A 19,727-nucleotide genomic window follows, 5' to 3' on the forward strand; every position below is an offset into this window, starting at 1 on the left:
GGCCCGGATGACCTATGCCTCTGCAGGCCTACCTCCAAAGAGGAATACCCGTCAGCCGGCGTTGCGCAGATGCTCCATGGCCCACACCGCCGCCTCGACCCGTGAACGCAAGCCGAGTTTATGCAGCAGGTTCTTGACGTGAACCTTGACCGTCCCTTCGGTGATGCCGAGCTTGTGCCCGATGACTTTGTTGCTGAAACCGCTGGCGATGATTTTCAGCACCTGCCGCTCACGTTCGGTCAGTTCCACCACCGCCTGACGCGCAGGAGCACGCAGCGCCTGGGCCATGACTTGGGTCAGCCCCGGGCTGACCACCAACGCGCCGTTCAGCGCATCACGGATGTACTGAATCAACAGTTCGGGCTCCATGTCCTTGAGCAGATAGCCGTCGGCATCCAGGCGCAGTGCATCGCGAATATCGTCTTCAGCATCCGAGACAGTGAACAGCAGCACCTTGCCGGTGTAATGCATCGCGCGTAATCGGCGCAGGGTTTGAATGCCATTCATCTGCGGCATGTTGTTATCGAGCAAAACCAGATCCGGCTGCAGCGGCTCAATGAGGCTGAGTGCTTCTTCGCCGTTGCCGGCTTCGCCGACGATCTTGAAATCATCTTCGAGTTCGAGCATCTGGCGGATGCCGTGACGCATCATCGGATGGTCGTCTACCAGCAGGATGGTGTGTTGTTGGGACGGGTTCATGTGACGCTACCTTCTGTTTGCTGCCCGAGAAACTCCGGCTGGAATTCCAGTTGGACACGGGTGCCTTGCGGCTCCCTGGAAAATATCTGCAATTGGCCGTGCAAGCTGCGAGCTCGTTCGTCCATGATGTTCAGGCCGTGGTGTTCGCGCTGGTCGACGTTGCCGCTGAAGCCGCGCCCGTCGTCTTCGACGATGAGCCTGACGGTTTCGCCGTCCTGGCGCAGTTGTAACCAGGCGTTTTGCGCGTGGGCGTGGCGCAGGCAGTTGGAGAGTGCCTCGCGGGTGATCTGCAGAATGTGGATTTGCTCGCTGGCCGAGAGCGGAAAGGCCAGCGCATCGACGTGCAGGTGCACCTGAAATTCTCCGCGACGGGAGAACTCCTCGGCGGCGTCCTTGAGCTCTTGCACCAGTCCCGCATCGTGAATCTGCAAGCGAAAGGTGGTCAGCAGTTCGCGTAACTGGCGGTAGGCATTGTTCAGCCCCTCGCGCAATTCGGCGGTGACGGTTTCCAGGGTTTCGACTGGTTCGCCACGGCGCATCAGGGTCTGCATGCGGCTGACTTGCAGTTTCATGTAGGACAGGGCCTGGGCCAGTGAATCGTGCAGTTCGCGGGCGATGATCGTGCGCTCTTCGAGCAACAGCAGGCGATGATCCTGTTCCCGTTGGCGTTTGAGCGAAAGCGAGGTCCCAATCAGGTTGGCCAGGGCCTGGATCAACTGGGTTTCCCAGGCCTGCGCCGGATGCCCGTCGACAAAATGCGCCTTGAGCTCCCCCAGTTCGCTGCCCTGGTTGCTGATGCTGAAAGTCTGCGGGTTGGTTTTTTGGTGCTTCTGGCACGTGGCGCAATCGCTGCTGGCGCAGACATCCCGACTGTTTGCCCCATGCAGGGCGAGTAATTGCTGGGCGGGTGCCTGCAAGTGTCCTTGTAGACACAGCGACAGGCGCAAGCCGGGCAGGCGTTGCTGGAAGCGCCGGATCAACTCGTCCAGGCCTTCGGCGTTGGCCAGGCGTGTGGCCAGGTTTCGACTGCTTTGGTACAGCAGCTCCAGGGCTGCATTGGCTTGTTGCAAGTTCAGGGTTTTTTGCTGGACCTGGCTCTCCAGGGTGCGATGCGATTCTTCGATCGTTTCCGCCATGGCATTGAAACTCGTGGCCAACTGGCCCAGTTCGTCCTGGGACTGATGGTTGACCCGCACCTTGAAATCGCCACGACGAAAGCGCTGGGTGGCGTCCACCAATTCTTTCAAGGGCGTGACAACGCCGTACTGCAGTTCATATAGCCCAACCAGCAGGACGATCATGGTAGTGAACAAGGCCAGGCCCTGGATCGCCTGTTGCCAGCCTTGCTTTTGTTCGCTTTGGCGCTGCAACAGGCTGACGAACTGGTTCAGTTGTTCAACGAAAGGCTGGGTCATAGCCTGAAAAGTGGCCGCATCGCCACGTTCGAGCGCCGGGCGCAAATCTTCGTTCCAGTATTGCTGGATTTGCCCATAGCTGATTTGCAGAGCGGTGGGCGGGCCATCTTCCAGTACCGCTTTGAGTGACTGGCTGTTGAGGCGAGTTTGCAGGCTGTCGGTGATGTTGGCGATTTCTTCGCCGGTTGCGCCAGCGGCCAGTTTCCAGCTCAGGTGGTAAGTCTCCATGCGCACCGAGCCTGCGGTGTTGATCGCTGCGGCATCGCCCTGACTGAACCAGGCGATCAATCCGGCGCTCAATGAACTGGCAAGGGCGAGTATGGCGATGAGGATCACCGCCAACCCGGCGCGAGCGGGCAGGGAGCTGCGCAACCAGCGCATCATCGGCACTGATCCTGGGGAAAGACACGGAAACTGAGCATACGGCGTCCCGGAGTGCGGTTTTGCAGCCAGTCCCGGGTGCGCTACCTCTAAAGAGTTGCCGACGTCTCCCTGTCGGCAATGGCGTTACTGGAAAACCTTAAGAAGCTGATAAATAAAGGGTTTCAAGGTTTTCTTGAACTACCTCCTTGGAGGTAGGCCGGGCAAGGATAGCCCCTTGCCCTCATGGGCTTCGTTGACGTGGATCAAGTTTTTGCGGGGTTGGCCTCTCTAGTCTGCCGCCATGGCTAACTGACTGGAGAGCATTGTGATCCAACCGCGTGTACGACAAGGCTTGGTGCTGGGCATGAGTACGCTGGCCTTCACCGTCTGTTTTATGGTCTGGATGATGTTTGCTGTGCTCGGGGTACCGATCAAGGAACTGCTCCAGCTCAACGAAACCCAGTTCGGCCTCTTGGCCGCAACCCCGGTGCTGACCGGCTCGCTGGTGCGTTTACCGCTGGGCCTGCTGACTGACCGCTTTGGTGGTCGCAGCGTGTTCTTCTTGCTGATGCTGTCCTGCGTCGCACCGCTGTACCTGATCAGTCACGCCACCGCCTACTGGCAATTCCTGGTACTGGGCTTGTTCGTCGGTCTGGCCGGTGGCTCGTTTTCAGTGGGCATTGCCTACGTCGCCAAATGGTTCGACAAGGAGAACCAGGGCTTCGCCATGGGCATCTTTGGTGCCGGTAACGCCGGGTCGGCGGTGACCAAGTTCCTGGCCCCGGCGCTGATCGCCGCCGGCAGCTGGCAGTTGGTGCCGAAAGTCTTCAGCGCAATCCTGTTTATCACCGCGCTGCTGTTCTGGTTCCTGACCTCAGAAAACAAGGGCCATCGCAGTGCCACGGGCGCCAGTTTGCGTGAGCAACTGCGCTCGCTGAAGGACCCTGCGGTGTGGCGCTACTGCCAGTACTACTCGATCGTCTTCGGCGGCTACGTCGCCCTGGCCTTGTGGATGACCAAGTACTACGTGCAGGAATACGGTTTCAGCCTGCAAAGCGCAGCGCTACTGGCGGCCTGTTTTTCCCTGCCCGGCGGGGTCCTGCGTGCCGTCGGCGGCTGGATGTCGGATCGCTGGGGCGCGCAAAGCGTGACCTGGTGGGTGTTGTGGGTCAGCTGGATCTGCCTGTTCCTGCTCTCGTACCCACAGACCCAACTGCAAGTGCAGACCCTCAATGGTCCGATGGATTTTCACATTGGCCTGAATCCCGCGCTGTTTACCGTGCTGCTATTCGTCATGGGCATCGCCTTCGCGTTCGGCAAAGCCTCGGTATTCAAATACATCGCCAATGACTACCCGAAAAACATGGGGGCCGTGTCCGGCATCGTTGGCCTGGCGGGCGGCCTGGGCGGTTTCGTGTTGCCGATTCTGTTCGGCGCCCTGGTGGACCTCACCGGAGTGCGCTCTTCCTGCTTCATGTTGATGTACGGCGTGGTCTGGGTCTCCCTCACCTGGATGTACTTCAGCGAAATACGCAAGACCCCGGTGTTCGGTAAAGAGCTGCCGGTGACCACTTCCCCGTTTTCCAGCATTGCCCAAGGAGAAGAACATGTCCGTTCTGCAAAAGCCTGACAAAGGCCCGGTGATTCATGACTGGCGCCCCGAGGACCCCGCATTCTGGGGGCGTAGCGGCAAACAGACTGCCACCCGCAACCTGTGGATTTCCATTCCTGCACTGCTGCTGGCCTTTGCGGTGTGGATGGTCTGGAGCACGGTAATTGTGCGTTTGAATGCCATCGGCTTCAGCTTCACCACCGACCAGTTGTTTTGGCTGGCGGCGTTGCCGGGATTGTCTGGTGCGACCTTGCGCGTCTTCTACTCGTTCATGGTGCCGATTTTCGGTGGCCGGCGCTGGACCGCCCTGAGTACCGCATCGCTGTTGTTGCCCTCGATCTGGATGGGTTTCGCCGTGCAGAACCCAAGCACCTCTTACAGCGTGTTCGTATTGATTGCCTTGCTCTGCGGTTTTGGTGGCGGCAACTTTGCCTCGAGCATGTCCAACATCAGCTTCTTCTATCCCAAGTCTCAGCAGGGTACAGCCCTTGGCCTCAACGCCGGGTTGGGTAACCTGGGCGTTTCGGTGATGCAATTCTGTGTACCGCTGGTGATCACCTTCGGTGTGTTCGGCTTCATGGGCGGCAACCCGCAAACCCTGGCCGACGGTGGTCAATTGTGGTTGCAGAATGCCGGGTTGATCTGGGTGCCGTTCATTGTGTTGGTGACGCTGCTGGCCTGGTTCGGCATGAATGATCTGTCCAGTGCCCGCGCTTCGTTCAGCGACCAGGCCGTTATCTTCAAACGCAAGCACAACTGGCTGATGTGCTGGTTGTACCTGGCGACTTTCGGTTCGTTCATCGGTTTTTCCGCGGCGTTTCCGCTGCTGATCAAGACCGCCTTTCCTGATGTCATCGCCTTGAAATTCGCCTTCCTCGGCCCATTGGTCGGCGCACTGGTACGCCCATTGGGTGGCTGGCTGGCGGACAAGCTCGGTGGCGCGAAAGTGACCTTGTGGAACTTCATGCTGATGATCGTGATGGTCTTCGGCGTATTGCACTTCCTCCCCCAGAACGGTTCGGGCGGCAACTTCTACGGCTTCCTTGGCATGTTCATGCTGCTGTTCATCACCACCGGTGTCGGCAATGGCTCCACCTTCCGGATGATCCCGGTGATCTTTCGCACCCAGCATGAAAAAGCCTCTGCCGGAAAACCACCCGCCGTGCGCGAACAAGCGCTCAAGGATGCCGGCAAAGAGTCGGCCGCCGTCCTCGGTTTCAGTTCGGCCATCGGCGCCTTCGGTGCGTTCTTCATTCCCAAATCCTTCGGCACTTCGATGGCCCAGACCGGCGGCCCTGAGATGGCTTTCTACATGTTCGTCGGCTTTTACCTGAGCTGCATTGTCGTGACCTGGTGGTGGTACGCGCGCAAAGGCGCCGCAACCCCCTGCTAAGACGATCCGAATCCAACCTGCGTGGGCGGGGCACAGAACCCCGCAGCAAGCCTGAGAGGACACACCGTGAGTCATTTACTGGATCAACTGCGGTTTTTCAATCGCAAGCAAAACGAGTTTTCCGACGGTCACGGCGAGACCCGCAAAGAGTCTCGCGACTGGGAGAACGTCTACCGTTCGCGCTGGCAGTACGACAAGATCGTGCGTTCTACCCACGGGGTGAACTGCACCGGGTCTTGTTCGTGGAAAATCTACGTCAAGAACGGCTTGATCACTTGGGAAACCCAGCAGACCGACTACCCGCGTACCCGCAACGATCTGCCTAACCATGAACCCCGTGGTTGCCCGCGTGGCGCCAGTTACAGCTGGTACATCTACAGCGCCAACCGGCTCAAGTACCCGAAAATCCGCAAGCCGTTGCTCAAGCTCTGGCGTGATGCGCGGCAGACCCTGGCGCCAGTGGAAGCGTGGGCCAGCATCGTCGAGGACAAGGTCAAGGCCGACTCCTATAAAAGCAAGCGTGGCATGGGCGGCTTCATTCGTTCCAACTGGGAGGAAGTCAACGAGATCATTGCCGCGTCCAACGTCTACACCATCAAACAATATGGCCCCGATCGCATCGTCGGGTTCTCGCCGATTCCGGCCATGTCGATGGTCAGCTATGCGGCCGGTTCGCGTTACCTGTCGCTGATCGGCGGCGCTTGCCTGAGTTTCTACGACTGGTACTGCGACTTGCCACCGGCTTCGCCGATGGTCTGGGGCGAGCAGACCGACGTGCCGGAATCGGCCGACTGGTACAACTCCAACTACATCATCGCCTGGGGCTCCAACGTCCCGCAGACGCGCACCCCGGACGCGCACTTCTTCACCGAAGTCCGTTACAAGGGCACCAAGACTGTCGCCATCACCCCCGACTATTCGGAAGTGGCCAAGCTCACCGACCTGTGGCTGAACCCTAAACAAGGCACTGATGCAGCGCTGGCCCAGGCGTTCAATCATGTGATCTTCAAAGAATTCCACCTGGACAAACCGAGCGCTTATTTCACTGACTACGCCAAGCGCTTCACCGATTTGCCGGTGCTGGTGCTGCTCAAGCAAATGCCCGACAAGGCACCGGGTGCCGGTTATCAGCCGGACCGTTTCTTGCGCGCCAGTGACCTGACCGACAACCTTGGTCAGGAAAACAATCCGCAATGGAAAACCATCGCCCTGGATGTCAACGGTGAACTGGTATCCCCTCAAGGTTCCATCGGCTATCGCTGGGGCGAGAAGGGCAAGTGGAACATCCTCCCTCGTGAAGGCGGCGAAGGCCGTGAGATCGATCTCAAGCTGAGCCTGATTGGCGATGACGTCGCCGAAGTGGCGTTCCCGTATTTTGCCGGCGAATCCCACGAGCACTTCCAGCACGTTGCTGGCGATGCCGTGCAGTACCGCCGTGTGCCAGTGCATAACGTGGTGCTGGCAGACGGTAGCATCGCTAAAGTTGCCACGGTGTTTGACCTGTCGGCAGCCAACCTGGCTATCGACCGCGGTCTCGGTGGCGCTAACGTCGCCAAGGATTACAACGACGCTTCGGTGCCGGGAACCCCAGCCTGGCAGGAGCAGATCACTGGCGTCAGCCGTGAGAAAGCGATCCAGATCGCCCGTGAGTTCGCCGACAACGCCGACAAGACCAAGGGCCGCTCGATGATCATCGTCGGCGCGGCAATGAACCACTGGTACCACATGGACATGAACTACCGCGGGCTGATCAACATGCTCATGCTCTGCGGGTGTGTCGGTCAGACCGGTGGCGGTTGGGCGCACTACGTCGGCCAGGAAAAGCTCCGTCCGCAATGCGGCTGGCTGCCCCTGGCGTTCGGCCTGGACTGGAATCGCCCACCCCGTCAAATGAACGGCACCAGTTTCTTCTACGCCCACAGCTCGCAATGGCGCCACGAGAAAATGAGCATGCACGACGTGCTCTCGCCGCTGGCCGATAAATCGCAATTTCCCGAGCATGCGCTGGACTACAACATCCGCGCCGAACGTGCCGGCTGGTTGCCCAGCGCACCGCAACTCAATACCAACCCGCTGCACATTTGCCGCGATGCCGCCGCAGCCGGCATGGACCCGAAAGACTACGTGGTCAAGTCGCTGCAAGACGGTTCGCTGCGTTTCTCCTGCGAGCAGCCGGACAGCCCGGTGAACTTCCCGCGCAACATGTTTATCTGGCGTTCGAACTTGCTGGGCTCCTCGGGCAAGGGCCACGAGTACATGCTCAAGTACCTGCTCGGCACCAAAAACGGAGTGATGAACGAAGACATCGGCCAGGTCGGCGATTGCAAACCCGAAGAAGCCGAATGGGTGGACGAGGGTGCCATCGGCAAGCTTGACCTGGTCACCACGCTGGACTTCCGCATGTCCTCGACTTGCGTCTACTCCGACATCGTCTTGCCGACCGCGACCTGGTACGAAAAAGACGACATGAACACCTCGGACATGCACCCGTTCATTCACCCGTTGTCGGCGGCTATCGATCCGGCCTGGGAATCACGTTCCGACTGGGAGATCTACAAAGGCATCGCCAAGGCGTTTTCCAGCATGTCGGAAGGGCACCTGGGCGTTGAAAAAGACCTGGTGACCATCCCGCTGATGCACGACAGCGTCGGCGAACTGGCCCAGCCGTTTGGCGGCACCGACTGGAAAAGCGCCGGCGTGGCACCGATTCCGGGAAAGAACGCGCCGAACCTGCATGTGGTCGAGCGTGACTACCCGAACATCTACAAACAGTTCTCCTCGCTGGGGCCATTGCTGGAAAAGCACGGCAACGGCGGCAAGGGCATCAGCTGGAACACCGATGACGAAGTGAAGTTCCTCGGTGAACTCAATCACCACGAAGGGGCTGCCGGGATCAGCCATGGTCGGCCGAAAATCGACACGGCGATCGATGCCGCGGAAGTGATTCTGTCTCTGGCACCGGAAACCAACGGCCATGTCGCCGTCAAGGCCTGGGCCGCGTTGTCGGAATTCACCGGCATCGATCACAGTCACCTGGCGTTGTCCAAGGCCCACGAGGCGATTCGTTTCCGCGACATTCAGGCACAGCCGCGCAAGATCATCTCCAGCCCGACCTGGTCGGGGCTCGAAGACGATCATGTCAGCTACAACGCCGGCTACACCAATGTTCACGAGGCGATCCCATGGCGCACCATCACCGGCCGTCAGCAGTTCTATCAGGATCACCCGTGGATGCAGGCATTCGGCGAGCAACTGATGAGTTATCGGCCGCCGGTCAACACCCGGACCATTGAAGGGGTGAAAGGCAAGCGCAGTAACGGCGAGACCGAAATCGTCCTGAACTGGATCACTCCGCACCAGAAATGGGGCATTCACAGTACCTACAGCGACAATCTGCTGATGCTGACCCTCAGCCGTGGCGGGCCGATTGTCTGGCTCTCGGAGGTCGACGCGAAACGCGCCGGCATCGAGGACAACGACTGGATCGAGTGCTTCAACGCCAACGGCGCACTGACCGCCCGGGCGGTGGTCAGCCAGCGGGTCAAGGAAGGCATGGTGATGATGTACCACGCCCAGGAACGGATCGTGAACGTGCCAGGTTCAGAAACCACCAAGACCCGTGGCGGCCACCACAATTCAGTCACCCGGGTGGTGCTCAAGCCGACCCACATGATCGGCGGCTATGCCCAGCAGGCCTACGGTTTCAACTATTACGGCACGGTCGGCTGCAACCGCGATGAATTCGTCGTGGTGCGCAAGATGGCCAAAGTCGACTGGCTCGATGGTTCAAGTGGCGATGACCTGCCACGTCCCCTGCCGACCGATATCGAGGAGAACTGAGATGAAGATTCGCTCACAAATCGGCATGGTTCTGAACCTGGACAAATGCATCGGTTGCCACACCTGTTCGATCACCTGCAAAAACGTCTGGACCAGCCGCGAAGGCATGGAATACGCCTGGTTCAACAACGTCGAATCGAAACCGGGGATTGGCTATCCGAAAGAATGGGAAAACCAGGACAAGTGGAAGGGCGGCTGGATTCGCAACGCCAACGGCACGATCAACCCGCGCATTGGCGGGAAATTCCGGGTGTTGGCGAACATTTTCGCCAACCCTGACCTGCCGAGCCTCGATGACTACTACGAACCGTTCGACTTCGATTACCAGCACCTGCACACCGCGCCGCTGGGCGAGCACCAGCCAACAGCGCGCCCGCGTTCGCTGATCTCCGGCAAGCGCATGGAGAAAATCGAGTGGGGCCCGAACTGGGAGGAGATTCTCGGTACCGAGTTCGCCAAGCGCCGCAAGGACAAGAACTTCGACAAGATTCAGGCGGACATTTACGGCGAATACGAAAACACCTTCATGATGTATCTGCCGCGCCTGTGCGAGCACTGCCTCAACCCGACCTGCGCGGCCTCGTGCCCGAGCGGGGCGATCTACAAGCGCGAAGAGGATGGCATCGTCCTGATCGACCAGGAAAAATGCCGTGGCTGGCGGATGTGCATCAGCGGTTGCCCGTACAAGAAGATCTATTTCAACTGGAAAAGCGGCAAGTCCGAGAAATGCATCTTCTGCTACCCGCGTATCGAAGCCGGGATGCCGACCGTTTGCGCCGAAACCTGTGTCGGCCGTATCCGCTACCTCGGCGTGCTGCTGTATGACGCTGATCGCATCAGCGAAGTGGCGAGCACCGCCAATGAGCAGGATCTGTACGAGAAACAACTGGAGATCTTCCTCGATCCGAATGACCCGGCGGTGATCCGTCAGGCCTTGGCCGATGGTGTGCCGCAGTCGGTGATCGACTCTGCGCAACGTTCGCCGGTCTACAAAATGGCCGTGGACTGGAAGCTGGCGCTGCCGCTGCACCCGGAGTACCGCACCTTGCCGATGGTCTGGTACGTACCGCCGCTGTCGCCGATCCAGAATGCGGCGACCGCCGGCACCGTGGGCATGAACGGGGTGATCCCGGATGTCGACAGCCTGCGCATTCCGTTGCGTTACCTGGCCAACCTGCTGACCGCGGGCGATGAAAAGCCGGTCAAGCGTGCGCTTAAACGCTTGCTGGCGATGCGCGCCTATAAACGTTCCGAGCAAGTCGATGGCGTCCAGGACCTGCAAGTGCTGAAGGATGTCGGCTTGAGCGTGGTCCAGGTCGAAGAGATGTATCGCTACCTGGCGATTGCCAACTACGAAGACCGCTTTGTGGTGCCCAGCGCCCACCGTGAAGACGCGATGAGCGATGCCTTCGCCGAGCGCTCCGGTTGCGGTTTCAGTTTCGGCAGCGGCTGTAGCGGCAGCTCCGACACCAACATGTTCGGCGCCAAGAAAGCCAACCGCCGCGACATCCTCAAAACCGTTCAGTTGTGGGAGGAATGAGCATGCAAATTCTCAAAGTGATTTCGCTGCTGCTCGACTACCCGACCGAGGCATTGATTGGCGGTCGCGACGAACTGGAGCAGGCGATCATCGAGTCCCGGGAAATCAGCCCCAAGCAGCGCGGTGCGTTATTCGAGTTGCTGGAGCTGATCTGCACCAATGACCTGATGGACGGACAGGAGCACTACGGTGCGCTGTTCGGCCGGGGGCGTTCGCTGTCGCTGCTGCTGTTCGAGCATGTGCACGGTGAGTCCCGTGACCGAGGTCAGGCGATGGTCGACATGATGGCGCAATACGAAGCCGCCGGGTTTGCCATTGGCGTCAAAGAACTTCCGGACTATATCCCGCTGTATCTGGAGTTCCTTTCTACTCGCGAAGACATCGAGGCCCGTGAGGGCCTGGCAGATGTGTCGCACCTGTTGGCCTTGCTCGCGGCGCGTCTGGATGAGCGTGAAAGTGCGTACGCCAGTTGCTTCCGCGCGCTGCTGCAAATTGCCGGGGCCGAGCCGCATCAGGCGGTGGCCGACCTGCGGGCGCAGGTGGCTGCGGAGCCGCGTGACGACTCCCTCGAAGCTCTCGACAAGATCTGGGAAGAGGAGGCCGTGGACTTTCTCCAGGCCGAACAGCAGGACCGTTGCAGTTCGCTGCCAAGCGCACCGGGCAAGGTCCGGGAAGAAAGCGCAGTGCCATTGCACTGGGTGGATTTTCAGCATGAAGGGTTGGCCGCCGTGCCGGCCAAGGAGGTAGGCAATGTCTAAATGGAACCTGTTGTTGTTCGGGATCTATCCCTATATCGCCCTGGCTATTTGCCTGATTGGCAGTTGGGCCCGCTTCGATCTGTCGCAGTACACCTGGAAGGCAGGCTCCAGTCAGATGCTCAACCAGCGCGGCATGCGCGTGGCGAGCAATTTTTTCCACATCGGGGTGTTGTTCATACTGGCCGGGCACTTCGTCGGCCTGCTGACCCCGGCGTCGGTTTATCACCATGTGATCAGCACTGAGAACAAGCAGCTGCTGGCAATGGTCTCCGGCGGGCTTTTCGGCCTGTTGTGCCTGGTTGGCCTACTGATGCTGGTCAATCGGCGGCTGAGCGATCCACGGGTACGCGCCACTTCCAGCACTTCGGACATTCTGGTGTTGCTGGTGCTGCTGGCGCAGTTGCTGCTCGGTCTGCTGACGATTGTGGCGTCCACCGAACACATGGACGGCTCGGTGATGGTGATGCTCGCCGATTGGGCGCAGAACACCGTGCTGTTGCGGCCGATGGAAGCGGCGGCGTCCATCGCGCCGGTCGGCTTGATCTACAAGCTGCATGTGTTTCTCGGTTTGACCCTGTTCGTGCTGTTCCCCTTCACCCGTCTCGTACACATGATCAGTGCTCCGGTCTGGTACTTGGGGCGTCGTTATCAAATCGTTCGTCAGAAGTTCTGAGGAGACAATCATGTCAGGTGGATGTGGATGTGGTGGCGGTAACGGGGGCAGCGGTGGCTGCGGTTCTTCCAAACAAGCGCAGCCCGATGTTGTGGATATCGCGCCGACCGGGGCGGTGCAGTTTGACGCACTCCCGGTTGCGCCGACGGCCCACGACGCCCCGGCGCAGTTGATCGCCAGCAGTGAGCAGGAGTGGCCGATCATCAGCGTCAACGCGGTGTCGATCACCCCGGAGGCGATGGCTCAGGAACTGCAATATCACCCGGCGCAAAGCCGCGAGGAGGCGGTCTACCTGGCCGCCAGGGCGCTGGTGATCCGCGAGTTGTTGCAGCAACGCATTGCCGAACTCGGCGTGTCGCTGGAAGTCGGCTCCGGTGAGAATGAAGAAGAAGCGGCCACGCGCTTGTTGCTTGAGCGTGAGGTTCAGGTGCCTCAGTGCGATGAGGAAACCAGCCTTCGTTACTACGAAAACAATCGCGGGCGCTTTCACAGCGCGCCGTTGCTGGCGGTGCGGCACATCCTGCTCGAATGCGCGCCGGACGACGCCGAGGCCCGTGCGCTTGCGCATGTTCAGGCGGAAATCCTGCTGCAACGTCTGGAAGGTTTCCCAGGCAGTTTCGCCGAACTGGCGGTGAAATACTCGGCCTGCCCGTCGAAAGCGCAAGGGGGTTCTCTGGGGCAGATCAGCAAGGGCCAGACCGTACCTGAACTGGAACGTCAGCTGTTCACCCTGGCGCCGGGGCTGGCGAGTAAACCGCTGGAAAGTCGTTACGGTTGGCATGTGGTCAGTATCGATCAGCGGGTCGAAGGCATGCCGTTGCCCTATGAAGTGGTGTCGACGGCGATCCGCACGCAGTTGCAGCAAGGCGTCTGGCAAAAAGCCCTGGTGCAATACCTGCAAACCCTGATCGGTGCGGCGGATATTCGCGGCATCCACTTGCAGGGCGCCGACTCACCGCTAGTGCAGTGAGCCTTGGGGTAAACGGGGAGATGTGATGAACGCTGTCATGCAGGATGGTTTTGGACGGCAGATCGACTATCTGCGGATGTCGGTGACGGACCGTTGTGATTTTCGCTGTGTGTATTGCATGGCGAAAAACATGACGTTTCTGCCGCGTCAGCAGGTCCTGACGCTGGAGGAACTGCAGCGTCTGGCGGCGCTGTTCGTCGGCCAAGGTGTTCGCAAAATCCGCCTCACCGGCGGCGAACCGCTGATCCGTCCCGGTATTGTCGGGCTGTGCCGCAACATCGCCGCCTTACCCGGTTTGCGCGAACTGGTGATGACCAGCAACGGCTCGCAACTGGGCCGTTTGGCCCGGCCGTTGGCGGAGGCAGGGGTCAAGCGGATGAACATCAGTCTCGATAGCCTGGACGGGCAGAAGTTTCGCGCGATCACCCGCAACGGCGATCTCGATCAGGTGCTGGGCGGCATTGAAGCCGCGCGGGGCGCGGGGTTTGAGCGGATCAAGCTGAACTGTGTGGTGATGAAGGGGCGCAACTTCGATGAAGTCCCGGCGTTGGTGCAATACGCCATCGATCAACACATCGATATCAGTTTTATCGAAGAAATGCCCTTGGGCGATGTTGGCCGCGCGCGTGGCGAGTCGTTTTGCTCCAGCGACGAAGTGCGGGCGTTGATCGCCAGTCGTCATCGGTTGCTCGACAGCACCGAAAGCAGTGGCGGGCCAGCACGCTACGTTCGCCTGGAACGCCATGCCGATACCCGGATCGGTTTCATTTCACCCAACAGCCACAACTTCTGTGGCAGCTGCAACCGGGTGCGGATGACCGTTGAGGGGAAGCTGTTGCTCTGTCTGGGGCAGGACGATGCCCTGGATTTACGCGGATTACTGCGGCGTTACCCGCTGGATGACCAACCCCTGGTCAACGCGGTGCAGAAGGCCTTGCGCGGCAAGCCGCTGCGCCACGACTTCGGCCCCGAAGGGGAGGTGCAGATTGTACGGTTCATGAACATGAGCGGCGGTTGAACTGATTTGCGCGGTTCGCAAGAACACAGATGATCCAATGTGGGAGCGGGCTTGCTCGCGAAAGCGGTCTATCAGTCAACAATGATGTTGAATGTGACGGCCTCTTCGCGAGCAAGCCCGCTCCCACATTGGGTCCTCGCTTGCCACTGAATCTATGTCGTCTCGGGTGTTTTTTCACCGGAAAATCTTGACGTTGGTCAATTGCAGAACAGCGCTTTGTCCGTAGTCTTCACTGCATGTTGTGTTTGTTTGTCTACAAACATCTATATGTAGTATCTGGAGGCCAAATGCAGAGCACGCTGATCTCAGTTGGATGTAACCGCTTGCACAAGCGCGATGGCAGTCTGGTTGCCTTCGATGCCGACAAGATCCGTCAGGCATTGATCGCTGCCGGCAAGGCAACCGGGGAGTACACCGACGTTGAAGCCGAAGGCTTGCTCGAAGCGGTACTCGCCCGATTGGAAAGGCAGCCAAGGCTGCATGTCGAGCAGATCCAGGATCGTGTTGAGCGGGTGCTGATGGACGCCGGTTTTTTCCTCGCCATGCGTGCTTACATCGTTTATCGCGAACAGCACGGGCGTTTGCGTCGCGATCGCCGGACCCTGGTCGAAGTGGCGACGTCGATGAACGAGTACCTGGACCGTGAAGACTGGCGGGTCCAGGCCAACGCCAATCAGGGCTACTCACTGGGCGGGCTGGTGTTGAACGTGTCGGGCAAGGTCACCGCCAACTACTGGCTGGACGAGGTGTACAGCGAGGCGATCGGCCACGCTCATCGAGAGGCGGATTTGCATGTACATGACCTGGACATGCTGGCCGGTTACTGCGCTGGCTGGTCGCTGCGCACCTTGTTGCATGAGGGTCTTAATGGTGTGCCCGGACGTGTTGAAGCCGGGCCACCGAAGCACTTGAGCAGTGCTTTGGGGCAAATGGTGAATTTCCTCGGCACCCTGCAAAACGAATGGGCCGGCGCCCAGGCCTTCAGCTCGTTCGATACCTACCTGGCGCCGTATGTGCGCAAGGACCAACTGAGCTATCCGCAGGTCCGCCAGGCGATCCAGGAGTTCATCTACAACCTCAATGTGCCGTCACGCTGGGGCACCCAGACACCTTTCACCAACCTGACCTTCGACTGGGTGTGCCCGCAGGATCTGCGCGAGCAGATACCCGTCATCGGCGGGGAGGAAATGCCGTTTGCCTACGGCGACCTGCAAGTCGAAATGGATGTGCTCAACCGCGCCTACATCGAGGTGATGCAGGCTGGCGATGCGAAAGGGCGAGTGTTCACCTTTCCGATTCCGACCTACAACATCACCCATGACTTTCCATGGGACAGTGAAAACGCCGACCGTCTGTTCGAGATGACGGCGCGTTACGGTTTGCCTTACTTCCAGAACTTCCTCAATTCGGATCTGCAGCCCAATCAGGTGCGTTCGATGTGCTGCCGGTTGCAGCTGGATGTACGCGAGTTGCTCAAGCGCGGCGGTGGCTTGTTTGGCTCGGCGGAACAGACCGGATCGCTCGGCGTAGTGACCATTAACTGTGCGCGTCTGGGCTATGTGTTCAAGGGTGATACCAGCGGTTTGCTGAAACGGCTGGACACGCTGATGGAGCTGGCGATGGAGAGCCTGGAGGTCAAGCGCAAGGTCATTCAGCACCACATGGATGCCGGTTTGTACCCTTACACCAAGCGCTACCTGGGGACCTTGCGCAACCATTTCTCCACCATCGGCCTCAATGGCCTGCATGAAATGCTGCGCAATTTCACCGGCGACGAGGAGGGCATGCACACCGAGCATGGCCGGCGATTTGCCCTGAATCTGCTGGACCATGTGCGCGCCACATTGCTGCGCTTCCAGGAAGAAACCGGTCATCTCTACAACCTGGAAGCGACACCGGCGGAAGGCACCACCTACCGCTTCGCCAAGGAAGACCTCAAGCGCTACCCCGACATTCTCCAGGCGGGCAGTACGCAGGCGCCGTATTACACAAACTCTTCGCAACTGCCCGTGGGCTACACCGAAGACCCCTTCGAAGCCCTGGAACTTCAAGACGAGCTGCAATGCAAATACACCGGCGGCACGGTCTTGCATCTGTACATGGCCGAGCGGATTTCCTCGACCCAGGCCTGCAAGCAGCTGGTGCGCAAGGCCCTTGGACGTTTCCGCCTGCCGTACCTGACCGTGACCCCGACGTTCTCCATCTGCCCGGTGCACGGCTACCTCGATGGCGAGCATGAGTTCTGCCCCAAGTGCGACGAAGTTCTGCTGCTGCAAGAGCAGAAAATCGGCACTGTTCATTGATTTCTATCCCCTCAACCGCAAGGAGCTTCACCATGACTGCATCGCAACCACTGCCTCAGGCTCAACGTCAACGCTGCGAAGTCTGGACCCGCGTGATGGGCTATCACCGTCCCGTGTCAGCGTTCAATCCGGGTAAACAGTCGGAGCACCGCGAGCGGGTGCACTTTACTGAAAGCGCGGCGCTGGTCGGGCGCCAATGAGTCGAACGCTTCGGGTTGGGGGCATGGTGCCCCTGACCACTATCGACTATCCGGGACAGCTCGCCTGCGTGTTGTTTTGCCAGGGTTGCGCCTGGCGTTGTCGTTATTGTCATAACCCGCAGCTGATTCCCCCTCGTGGCAGTGAGGAAGTGGATTGGCGGCGGGTGTTGGCGTTTCTGCAACGTCGTCAGGACCTGCTCGATGCCGTGGTGTTCAGTGGCGGTGAGCCGACGCTGCAGGACGGCTTGCTCGGTGCCATGGATGAAGTGCGGGAAATGGGATTTCGCATTGGCATGCACAGCGCTGGCATCAAGCCTGCCGCCTTCGCCAAGGCACTGACCGGTGCTGATTGGGTCGGCTTCGATGTCAAGGCATTGCCCGAGGATTGCCAGGCCATCACCCGGGTCGAGGGCAGTGGAGCGGCCAACTGGCGCAGCCTTGAGTATCTGTTGGCCAGTGGTGTGGACTACGAATGTCGCACCACCGTGCATTGGCATCTGTTCGAGCCAGCACGTCTGCTGATCCTGGCCAAACGCTTGAATGCACTTGGCGTCAAACGCTTCGCCGTGCAACTGGTTCGCACCGAGCGGATGTTCGATCCGCTGTTGCCGAGCGTTTCGGCACAAGCCTTGCTGCCAGAGTTGTGGGGGGCCATGCGCGAGTTGTTCCCAGTCTTCGTGCTACGGGGGTAACGGGGCTGGGGGGAACTCAAGCCCAGCCCCAGAACTGCAACCACCAGCCATACCCGATCAGGCCGTTGGCGAGTAACAGGCAAACGCCCCCCGACCCGCGCCGAACCAGGGAAATATTTTCGTGTTTCAGCCGTTTCCAACCCAGTAGCAGGCTCCACCCCATGGCGGCCAATAACAGACAGGCCCTGGCGGGTTGTACCCACTCCAGCAGCAGACCTTCATAACGCAGTAATTTGACGGTGGTGGCCGACAGCCCGAGAAACAGTCCGGCACCACCCAGAGGCGTGAGTGTCAGCGCCAGAGGCCAATACAGTGCGCGATCTCGCGCCAGTCGAGCCGTCAGTCGCAGGAGTAGCATCAACGCTGTGCCGAGCACGATCGAACTCAAACTCAAGTAAACGACAATGCTGAAACCGTCGAGCCAACTGAAGCTGTCGTTGAGTTGCGGGTAATGGGTGAGCAACCACCAGGGGGCATTGTCCTGCAGGGCCCAGAGCTGGTTGTGTTCGACCAGCCACTGGGCCAGGTGTTGTTTGAGGGCGATAAACCACGGGCTGACCGTCCACTGAAACGCGCCCATAGCCAAGCCGATCACGCCGAACAGCAGCAAGCGTGTATCCCAAGGGGACAGCGTCTGCGCGGTTGCGTGAAGAATCTCCTGATTGCTGGAGCGGGCGATCAGTTGAACGGCACCGCGTTGCCCGCTGCAGCGTCCGCAGGCGTGGCAATCACTGGCGCCTTGCAGGCGGCGGATATCGAGCAGGGGAGCGCAGTTGGGCGGCGGCAGGCGTGGTGCGGCATTCTCTATCCAGCGTTGTTCATCGACCTGAAAATGCATAGGGGCCAGCCGGGCGAGCAGGGCGAAGACGCCGCTGACCGGGCACAGGTAACGGCACCAGACCCGTTTGCCCCGGGCGAACAACAACCCAACGATGACCGCAGCGACGGTCGAGCCACCCAGAATCAACAGCGCGGCCTGGGCGTAGTCATAAACGCTGATCAACTGGCCGTAGAGGGTTGTCAGGCAGAACGCCAATGTGGGCCAGCCGCCCCAGCGCACCCAACGCGGCACACCCAGGCCTTTTCCGTAATGGCTGGCCCACTCGCTGAGCGAACCTTCCGGGCACAGAACGCCACACCAAAGTCGACCGAAGAACACCATCGACAGCAACACGAACGGCCACCAGATCCCCCAGAATAGAAACTGCGCGAGCAAGGTCAGGTGGTCGAGTATCCGCGCCTGGCTGTCCGGCAGCGGCAATAGCGCCGGGGTCACTAACAGCACTGCGTAAAACAGTACGACAGCCCACTGCACGGCCCGAATGACGGGCGCATGGCGACGCATCCCGTCACCCAGGCGCTGGAGCCATTGATTGTGTCGGCTCAGGTCGGGCATGGCAGGTTGTCCGCAGTCTGTTGCCGTAGCCAGCCGCCGACGACCAGCCAGTAACCGACCCACACCAACAAGGTCAGGCCACTGGGGGTTGCCCGATAACCAGCAAAACCGGCCAGGAAGCCCCCCAATCCATGGCTGTCGCTCAACAGTGTGCTGCTGTCCCATAGCGCCTCGCCAACGATGCTGTACACCTGCTCCGGAAAATCGAGGACGAGCAGTTGGCCGCCGATTCGCTCGGTGCCGCTGACCAGCAACGCCGCGCCGAGCATGAGCAGGATGACTTCGCTGATCGCAAAGAATCGCTGCCATGAAATGAACCGGCGACTGCTGTGCAGCAGGGCAAGGGTGAGTGCCGACAGCACCAGCCCCATGACGCCGCCGACCGCAAACAAACCGAGTTGCGGGCCTCGCAAGCGGGCGCCAGCACCATAGAGAAATACAACGGTTTCGCTGCCTTCGCGGCTGACGGCGAGCATGGCCAGCAACAACAGCCCCAAGCCACCTCGCCGGGCCAGATGGCTATCGGCATGTCGTTGCAAGTCAAATTTCAGCGTGCGCCCGTTGCGATGCATCCAGCCAACCATTTGCACCATCAACAGGCTGGCAATCAACGCCAGTGCTGCCTGGAACCATTCACTGGCTGAACCGTTCATGGCCTCGCCGGCAAACAGAATCAGCACCGCCAGCAGGCCCGAGAGCATCAATCCCAGCATCACACCGGCCCACAGATATTTGACCAGGCGATTGCCTGGACCTTGTTGGCAGGTCCAGGCCTGGAGAATGCCGATCACCAGCAGCGCCTCGACGCTTTCGCGCCAGACGATGAACATTGATTGATTCATGGAAACTCCGTGC

At 59.9% G+C, this 19,727-nt stretch carries 15 protein-coding genes; 11 read left to right on the forward strand and 4 right to left on the reverse strand.

Going from position 1 to position 19,727, the window contains the following annotated elements; genetic code table 11:
- Window positions 1-51 precede the first annotated feature (51 nt).
- Both narL and AC3WK5_RS13345 read right to left on the reverse strand, forming a co-directional pair.
- Window positions 52-699: a two-component system response regulator NarL gene (narL, locus tag AC3WK5_RS13340; protein WP_103315278.1), complete on the reverse strand. Its 648-nt coding sequence runs from the start codon at window positions 697-699 to the stop codon at window positions 52-54.
- Window positions 696-2,498 (reverse strand): HAMP domain-containing protein, encoded by a 1,803-nt coding sequence (locus tag AC3WK5_RS13345; protein WP_103315279.1) that lies wholly within the window; start codon window positions 2,496-2,498, stop codon window positions 696-698. The genes narL and AC3WK5_RS13345 overlap by 4 nt, the downstream gene beginning before the upstream one ends.
- Before the next feature lie 304 nt (window positions 2,499-2,802).
- Here AC3WK5_RS13345 and AC3WK5_RS13350 point away from each other — a divergent pair, with 304 nt between their 5' ends.
- The 11 genes from AC3WK5_RS13350 to AC3WK5_RS13400 all read left to right on the forward strand — a co-directional run bounded on the left by AC3WK5_RS13350 (window position 2,803) and on the right by AC3WK5_RS13400 (window position 17,476).
- Entirely contained in the window at window positions 2,803-4,107 is a 1,305-nt protein-coding gene (locus AC3WK5_RS13350) for an MFS transporter (protein ID WP_103315280.1), read from the forward strand.
- Complete coding sequence (locus AC3WK5_RS13355; protein WP_103315281.1) at window positions 4,085-5,482, forward strand: NarK family nitrate/nitrite MFS transporter; 1,398 nt, start codon at window positions 4,085-4,087, stop codon at window positions 5,480-5,482. The genes AC3WK5_RS13350 and AC3WK5_RS13355 overlap by 23 nt, the downstream gene beginning before the upstream one ends.
- Window positions 5,483-5,548: 66 nt before the next feature.
- Window positions 5,549-9,322 carry a nitrate reductase subunit alpha gene (locus tag AC3WK5_RS13360; protein ID WP_103315282.1) on the forward strand — a complete coding sequence of 1,258 codons (3,774 nt, stop codon included), beginning with the start codon at window positions 5,549-5,551 and terminating at the stop codon, window positions 9,320-9,322.
- Between the two features lies 1 nt (window position 9,323).
- Window positions 9,324-10,862, forward strand: coding sequence for a nitrate reductase subunit beta (narH, locus tag AC3WK5_RS13365; protein ID WP_103315283.1), 1,539 nt, complete (start codon window positions 9,324-9,326; stop codon window positions 10,860-10,862).
- Window positions 10,863-10,864: 2 nt separating this feature from the next.
- The gene (narJ, locus tag AC3WK5_RS13370; RefSeq protein ID WP_054596876.1) at window positions 10,865-11,620 is read left to right on the forward strand and encodes a nitrate reductase molybdenum cofactor assembly chaperone; all 756 of its coding nucleotides are present in this window, start codon (window positions 10,865-10,867) and stop codon (window positions 11,618-11,620) included.
- On the forward strand, window positions 11,613-12,293 hold the full coding sequence (narI, locus tag AC3WK5_RS13375; RefSeq protein WP_103315284.1) for a respiratory nitrate reductase subunit gamma: 681 nt from the start codon (window positions 11,613-11,615) through the stop codon (window positions 12,291-12,293). The genes narJ and narI overlap by 8 nt, the downstream gene beginning before the upstream one ends.
- Before the next feature lie 10 nt (window positions 12,294-12,303).
- Window positions 12,304-13,263 (forward strand): peptidylprolyl isomerase, encoded by a 960-nt coding sequence (locus tag AC3WK5_RS13380; protein WP_103315285.1) that lies wholly within the window; start codon window positions 12,304-12,306, stop codon window positions 13,261-13,263.
- 25 nt (window positions 13,264-13,288) lie between these two features.
- A complete protein-coding gene (moaA, locus tag AC3WK5_RS13385; protein WP_103315286.1) occupies window positions 13,289-14,281 on the forward strand; it encodes a GTP 3',8-cyclase MoaA in 993 nt (330 codons plus the stop codon).
- A 287-nt stretch (window positions 14,282-14,568) separates the two neighbouring features.
- Complete coding sequence (locus tag AC3WK5_RS13390) at window positions 14,569-16,584, forward strand: ribonucleoside triphosphate reductase (RefSeq protein ID WP_054596880.1); 2,016 nt, start codon at window positions 14,569-14,571, stop codon at window positions 16,582-16,584.
- Between the two features lie 32 nt (window positions 16,585-16,616).
- On the forward strand, window positions 16,617-16,784 hold the full coding sequence (nrdD, locus tag AC3WK5_RS13395) for an anaerobic ribonucleoside-triphosphate reductase (RefSeq protein WP_054596881.1): 168 nt from the start codon (window positions 16,617-16,619) through the stop codon (window positions 16,782-16,784).
- Window positions 16,781-17,476 (forward strand): anaerobic ribonucleoside-triphosphate reductase activating protein, encoded by a 696-nt coding sequence (locus tag AC3WK5_RS13400; protein WP_103315287.1) that lies wholly within the window; start codon window positions 16,781-16,783, stop codon window positions 17,474-17,476. Before nrdD ends, AC3WK5_RS13400 begins: the two co-directional genes overlap by 4 nt.
- Before the next feature lie 16 nt (window positions 17,477-17,492).
- Here AC3WK5_RS13400 and AC3WK5_RS13405 read toward each other — a convergent pair whose 3' ends face one another.
- Both AC3WK5_RS13405 and AC3WK5_RS13410 read right to left on the reverse strand, forming a co-directional pair.
- Window positions 17,493-18,872: a 4Fe-4S binding protein gene (locus tag AC3WK5_RS13405; protein ID WP_103315288.1), complete on the reverse strand. Its 1,380-nt coding sequence runs from the start codon at window positions 18,870-18,872 to the stop codon at window positions 17,493-17,495.
- Window positions 18,860-19,714, reverse strand: a complete 855-nt coding sequence (locus AC3WK5_RS13410; protein ID WP_103315289.1) for an FTR1 family iron permease — start codon at window positions 19,712-19,714, stop codon at window positions 18,860-18,862. The genes AC3WK5_RS13405 and AC3WK5_RS13410 overlap by 13 nt, the downstream gene beginning before the upstream one ends.
- Between the last annotated feature and the right edge of the window lie 13 nt (window positions 19,715-19,727).

Source organism: Pseudomonas sp. FW306-02-D09B (genome assembly GCF_058782685.1).